Annotated in this window: 5 protein-coding genes; 2 read left to right on the top strand and 3 right to left on the bottom strand. The window is 41.4% G+C overall.

The genetic code is table 11. The features are described 5' to 3' along the window. Positions 1–101: 101 nt before the first annotated feature. On the bottom strand, positions 102–2,108 hold the full coding sequence (locus D890_RS0106635; RefSeq protein ID WP_018963737.1) for an oxidoreductase: 2,007 nt from the start codon (positions 2,106–2,108) through the stop codon (positions 102–104). A 466-nt stretch (positions 2,109–2,574) separates the two neighbouring features. Between D890_RS0106635 and D890_RS0106645 the strand changes: the two genes are divergently transcribed. Next, entirely contained in the window at positions 2,575–3,303 is a 729-nt protein-coding gene (locus D890_RS0106645; protein ID WP_018963739.1) for a hypothetical protein, read from the top strand. Positions 3,304–4,266: 963 nt separating this feature from the next. Here the strand turns inward: D890_RS0106645 and D890_RS0106655 are convergent. Continuing rightward, positions 4,267–5,502 (bottom strand): RNA-guided endonuclease InsQ/TnpB family protein, encoded by a 1,236-nt coding sequence (locus tag D890_RS0106655; RefSeq protein WP_026291342.1) that lies wholly within the window; start codon positions 5,500–5,502, stop codon positions 4,267–4,269. Between the two features lie 10 nt (positions 5,503–5,512). Continuing rightward, positions 5,513–5,914, bottom strand: a complete 402-nt coding sequence (tnpA, locus tag D890_RS0106660; RefSeq protein WP_026291343.1) for an IS200/IS605 family transposase — start codon at positions 5,912–5,914, stop codon at positions 5,513–5,515. Positions 5,915–6,058: 144 nt separating this feature from the next. Between tnpA and D890_RS0106665 the strand changes: the two genes are divergently transcribed. After that, positions 6,059–6,325: a hypothetical protein gene (locus tag D890_RS0106665; protein WP_018963743.1), complete on the top strand. Its 267-nt coding sequence runs from the start codon at positions 6,059–6,061 to the stop codon at positions 6,323–6,325. Positions 6,326–6,725: the final 400 nt, after the last annotated feature.

The raw sequence follows: 6,725 nt of genomic DNA on the forward strand, positions 1-6,725 counted from the left end.
TTCATCAAAACGAAAGGCAAACACACATTATATAAAACTCGTTGGCAGAAGATAAAAAAAGGCTCCCTTTGAGGGAGCCTCAGACTTAACAGAGTTTCGTTTTATATATTTCTTGCTACTTCGTAAGCATCCCAGATTGCATACATGATATTACGCGCACTGTTTGCATCACCTATTGCATAGGTGTTCGGTACTTCACTTGCAATATCCTTGAATAGTTTAGAGTTAGCTTTCATACCAGCAGAAAGGACTACGGTATCGGTTGAGAGAGAACTGGTCTTGAAATTCTTATCGATAAGTTCAACGGAACCATCCTTGATTTCAAGAACACTGGTATTGAGAATGGTATTCACATTATAGCGACGTAGCATATCCAGTACCATAATTTTGTTCATGTGAGGTACTGGCTGTCCTGCACCCATCAAGGACGGAAGCATTTCTACGATAGTGACATTCTTGCCTTCCATTGCTAAGCTGATAGCCGTCTCGCAACCCACTAATCCGCCACCAACTACAACGACGTTCTGTCCCACAGGTTTTTGCTTAAGTAGAACTTCTGTCGCTGTAGCAACGTTGGATTTGTCAATACCAGGAATGTTCGGTTTCGCTGGAATTGAACCTGTAGCAACAATGACAGCATCTGCTTTCATATTCTTTATGTCTTCTGCCTTAACTTCAGTGTTCAACCTAATATCCACATTTAGCTCTTGCATTTGCGTTCTGTACCATTCCAGCAAACGTGCATTATCTTTCTTGAACTCGTCTACAGAACCTTCTACCAAATGACCACCCAGTTTATCTGTCTTTTCAAAAAGTGTAACTTTGTGGCCACGTAATGTAGCTACACGAGCAACTTCCATGCCTGCTATGCCGCCACCAACAACGATGATGTTCTTAGGTTCGTCAGCTTTGAAGAAGCCATATTCTTCTTCTCTTCCGCATGCGGGGTTAACAGCACAGGAAAGCGGTTTTCCTAAAAACGCCCTTCCCATACATCCATCGTGGCATCCTATGCAAGGACGTATGTCTTGTGGTCTGCCTTCAAGCACTTTGTTTCCCCAATCGGGGTCTGCAAGCAAACCTCTTCCCAAGCTAACCATATCTGCAGCTTTACCTTCTTCGAGGGTTTTCTCTGCAAATTCAGGTATGTCCATCTTTCCAGCTACAATTACTGGAACATGAACTACCTGTTTAAGCTGCTCTGTTAGTGGAAGGTAGAGTCCGTGTTTTTGATATATAGGTGGATGAGCCCAGTACCACGCATCATAGGAACCAGCGTCGGCATCAAAACCATCGTAGCCAGCTTTTTCAAGTATGGGCGCTATGGTAAGCCCTTCCTGAGTATCTCGCCCTTTTTCTACAAATTCTTCTCCATCAAGACCGCCTTGATTCCAGTCTTTTATGTAACTCTTAATACTGAAACGCAGTACGACAGGGAAGTTTTTTCCATTAACATGCTTTATTGCCTGCACTATTTCAATAGGCAGTCTAAGCCTACCCATCAAATCTCCACCATATTTATCGTTTCTCTTGTTGAACATGCCAATGGTAAATTGATCAAGCAAATATCCTTCGTGCACAGCATGTATTTCCACACCATCAAACCCAGCCGCTTTTGCGATGGCAGCAGATTCAGCAGCCATCTTTACCAAACGCTCCACTTCAGCGGTAGTGAGTTCACGGCAAGTAATTCTTGGATCCCAGTAATTAGGTATGGCAGATGGTGCCACAGGTTCAGACGCAAGCATCTGAGGAGCGGCCACACGGCCAAAACCTATGCCTAATTGCAGGAAAATCTTAGAATCGTAAGCATGCACACGTTCTACCATTTCTCCAGCCGTTGCGATGAAATGACCTGGATCTACTGTAGGACAAAGCATACTTCCGGGATGAAATTTTTCTATCTCATTCTCGATTTTTGCGACACCTGTGATAATAAGCCCGGTACCGCCCTTTGCCCTTTCCACGTAATAATCTTGGGCCCTTTTAGAAAAACCGCATCGCTCTGTATTTAAGCCGATGATACCCATGGGGGCCATGGCAATCTTGTTCTTAATTTCAACATTCCCAATCTTAATTGGCTCAAAAAGCTTTTGATACTGCTGCATCGATATGATGCCTCCCTATATAAGGAATAATGTTACTAATGGTTAAATCCTAACATGTTTTCACGCACTTATTACAAATATTACTTTTATAGATTTTGAATACACACCCTCTTGAGCTATTCTCAATAAAAGGACCTATCATGCATAAACTTCTTTATTTGCCTATGCTGATAGAAGAATGGATGAACCACATTATTAAGAATCATTGCAAAATGCGACACTCTGTTGAGAATATTCGCATTTTACAAGAAATCCATTTAAAGAAAACACAGAATAGCAAATAGATATAGTCAACGTTTATTGATTACAGGTTCTTTAATGATGAATTCCTTAACAAAGTCGAAGGAGTTAACTAACAAGAATTTGCAAAATATCTCGGATCAATAAATAGTCCCACACATACAGCCTCTCACGATTATTCTATGGCAAAATACTTTTTAACAACGTAGGAAAAGTGGAAAAGTCTATGGAAAAGCAAAAGGCCCCTAGGAAAAACGAAAATCTCATTGTACTTGCCATATTCGCTGTGGCAATGGGCTTATTAGAAGCTGCTGTGGTGGTGTATCTCAGACAGATTTTTTATCCAGAAGGTATGTCAACCACCATGATTGCGGCGCATCAAAAAATTCTTTCCATAGAAGCACTCAGAGAGTTAGCGACAATAGTAATGTTGGTAACAGTGTCGTTGGTCGCAGGAAAGGGATTCGTTCAAAGATTCGCATACTTTCTTTACATTTTCGGCATATGGGACATTTTCTACTACGTGTTTTTAAAAGTGTTCTTGGGTTGGCCATCATCTCTTCTTACGTGGGATGTTTTGTTTTTCGTACCGGTGCCATGGGTTAGCCCCGTGTTGGCCCCAATTATATGTTCCCTTACGATGATAATGTTCGGTGCAATAACAGTTCGCTTGGAAACGCAAGGCATCACAGTAAACATTAACTTATGGGACTGGTTACTCATGATCGCAGGCGCTTTTGTTATTTTCTACTCTTTTATTGAAAGTTATCTGTTGCTCATCAAACGTTCAGGTTTGCCCATAAGCGCCTGGGCGTCTACCAATGACCCATATCTGCAGCACTTGTTTTCTCAATATGCCCCCGCTCATTACAATTGGTACCTATTCTTAGCTGGAGAAGTGCTAATACTTCTCGGAATGACGCTTACATTTAGAAGAGCTAATTCTTGTAACTAAATGGCCCAATATGCTGACAAAACAAATGCTTTTTCACCAAGACGTACTCGGCACAGAGATATCACTCACCCATCTCGCCAACCGGCTCTTGCCCTCATGGCTTCTGCAATTTTCTCTGATTTACCACAACTGCCGAGCAGTCCTGTTTGTGTGATCGACTAATCCGTTTTAGGATCAGAAATTAAATCTTTTCTCATACATAGTGACTGTGTCTTCCAGTGCATAACGCTTTTATGCAACACCTTGACGGCATATTCTCAAACGATTTACTTTGTTAGTCCAATAGCGCCATGTTTTCAGACATCATATATAGTGCAACGGACCTGCATGCATACTCTCAGCATAAGATATCCGCAATATTACTGACACGTTACCACTTGGGTTTTGAATAGAGAACATTTTGCTGTAAAAGTCACTACCTTAGAGGCTAGAACGAGATTCACAGCACTATGACGCGTACGTGGTAGTGGCATATTCGCAAAAAAGCGCGATTCATACGTTTTGTATTCTACGAATATGGTCAGTTTAGAAGAGGGTTATAACATTGCTAAAGAAAGCAAGTTATGAGGTGCTAATTCTCTTTCATTAGAAGGCTTCTAAACTCCACATGTTTAACGGTTTTTCAGCGAATTGAACCTTGATAAACACAGTTCGCTGCTAGCACAGTTAGTTATGAAGATACCTGACACGTTTCTAGTAAATTGCTTGCTATACCAGGCTTATTCAGCAGTAGGAAAGTCTACTAAAGAACTTTGTTTATTGGATAAGAGGAAAGCAAAGGGAAAACATCTTTTCATAGTCTATCATCCAACTAAAACCTTTGAAGCTTACTAGACATACCGTCATTTCAGGAAAGTTATGCCAATCCAGCCAATCAATATGAGTGAACAGCCCATAGCTATGGCGTAGTCTACGAAATTCCCTGTGATCTCCTCCCATGCCTAAAGGCACGGGCTTCCTCTTTCACTGAGTGAAGCTTACACAGATGTAGGGATTACTCCCTAGGATCCGTGCAGCGGTTTCCCTCTCCAGAGGCTTAAGTTCGGGCCGATCCAACCCTACGGCTTGCTTAGGCTCCAAGCCTAACCCCTTCCTTAGTATCACCAACGCTGCATTTACGTCTCTGTCACTTTCCCATCCACACTCGCATTCCATCATCCTCTCTGATAAGCTCAATCTGTGTACTTTCCCGCACTGGAAGCACTCTTGGGTAGTACGTTCATACCTCGCTACTTCAATAGGTGTCTCAAGGCTGTTCCTCAACCTTGACTTCAATCCACCTATCCCTGAGGCATGTATCTGCCTACCAAACAATGCTTCCCATCCCTTTATGAAATCGTCTTGGTACACTACTACCTTGTACTGCTTCAAGTATGCTAATACCTTGTTCTGTACATCCTTGCGTCTATTGTTTATCTTTTCGTATTCTTTTCTTAGCTTTGCCCTTAATTTCTCTCTATTGCTTGATCCGTTCTTGCATCTGGATATATCCCTCTGAAGTCTCTTCAGCCTCTTTGTCTCATGTAGCTCAAACCTTATCTGCAAACCGTTGGATAATGTGAGCTTCTTATTCACTCCAAAGTCTATCCCTACGGCTTCACCTATATGCTTACGCACTGAATCTTCTCTTGGAATGTAGCATGTTACATGCAAATAATACCCACTAGGCTTCCTCACCAGCACGCCGTTTGCTATCTCTGCCTTTTCTGGAATCTGTTGCAATCCTAATACACGAAACGTGCCTAAGTTCTGTATCCTCACTCTATTACGTGCAAAGTCAAGTTTGTACGTTACTCCATATTGCTTCAATGGTATGGAGTTTATAAACTTCTTTGGTTTTAATGCTCCTACTTTGTGCCCGTTCTTCTTTAGTTTCCCTAAAGCTCTAAGGTTATCTCTTAGCCTGTCTGCTATCTCTTGCTTTACTTGTGAGCCTAGAACAGTTAACACTCTCTCTTTAAATGTCTTACTAACTTTTACATCTACTGCATCTATCTTGTTTACTGCTAGGCTCAACCGTTCTGTGTCAGAAACAAGCCAGTTATACAACCACTTTGCTTCTGCGAAGGCTCTACTTAGAAGGCCCTCTTTATGCTGTGACAAGTTCTGCAGCTTCAATTGGTACACTGTTGCTCTTTGTGTTTTACGTCTTTCCTTGGTCTCTTGGAGTGTACTTTTTATCTTCTCTGCCTTGCTTATCACTTCAGGTTTATTTCCCTTTCTGTTCTTCTATGTATCTCTTCACTGTTTGCTCAGATATATGCCCCACAGTCTCACAGTAGTATGAACGTGTCCAGAGGCATGGAAGCCTACTTTTGAGGAATGGAAATTCTTCTCTAAGCATGCGTGAGGTATAGCCTTTTAGTTGGTTAACAATGAAGTGGGGGCTGTTAGTCGGCGTTGTCTTTACGAACAGATGCACATGATCTGGCATAACTTCCATTTGAGCAATCTCTACATCAATTTGCTGTGCTTTCTCCAGTAGAAGTTCCTTAAGCCTGGCTGCTACATCTTCTGTGAGTACCTTGCGTCTGTACTTTGAGCACCAAATTAAGTGGTAACCAATGTTATACACCACCGTAGATGAGCGTTTCCAACGCTTGCCATCCATAGTGCTATTATACTATAGATAATAGTTACATGCAATATAACTAATACAACCTGCGTGAAGAATGAAAAGAATAACGCTTATCATCCCACCCCTAAAGGAGTGGGCTTTCCCCGCGTGTTCTTGTAATAAGTACGGTGGGTGCTTATGGGCTCGGAAGATCAGATAAGTAACGATATAAATAACAAGCTTGGAAATGCATTCAAATCTGGAGCAAGAAAAGCATCAAAGGCCATGCTGAATGCCATTAAACCTGTTCTTGTAGCTCTACTACCCTATGTGCTCATGATTGCCGTCATATTTTTCCTGATGCTTATTGTCGGGAGCTCGTTTACGTATGGAGGAACTGATATCAGCTTTGGAAGTACCAATAATGCTACAACTACTACACCATCAAATATGGAAAAGTGGTAAATGTGATAAGAGGTCAAGATTGATAAAAACAGAAAGGTACACCGTATTTGCGAGGAGGAAATGACGGCATAAGGGAAAAGATGCGAAGGCGAAAATAAAGCCAACCAATTAAAAATAAAGTGCTCAAGTTGGAAACCGTTTCGAAGTTAAACTGTAAAAACGCACTGAAAGATATATTTAATTCCTTCAAGGTACTTTAGAAACACAATCTCTGCCACCCAATCCTTACCATTACTCACGGTTTTAATTCCTTCAAGGTACTTTAGAAACTTTTGTCTGTTTTAATGGCTTTCATTTCGTCTTGCGAGTTTTAATTCCTTCAAGGTACTTTAGAAACTTATATTTAACGAAATAAACTTCTCCTGCAAATGGATGTTTTAATTCCTTCAAGGTACTTTAG

This window comes from Coprothermobacter platensis DSM 11748, assembly GCF_000378005.1.
Classification (GTDB): domain Bacteria; phylum Coprothermobacterota; class Coprothermobacteria; order Coprothermobacterales; family Coprothermobacteraceae; genus Coprothermobacter; species Coprothermobacter platensis.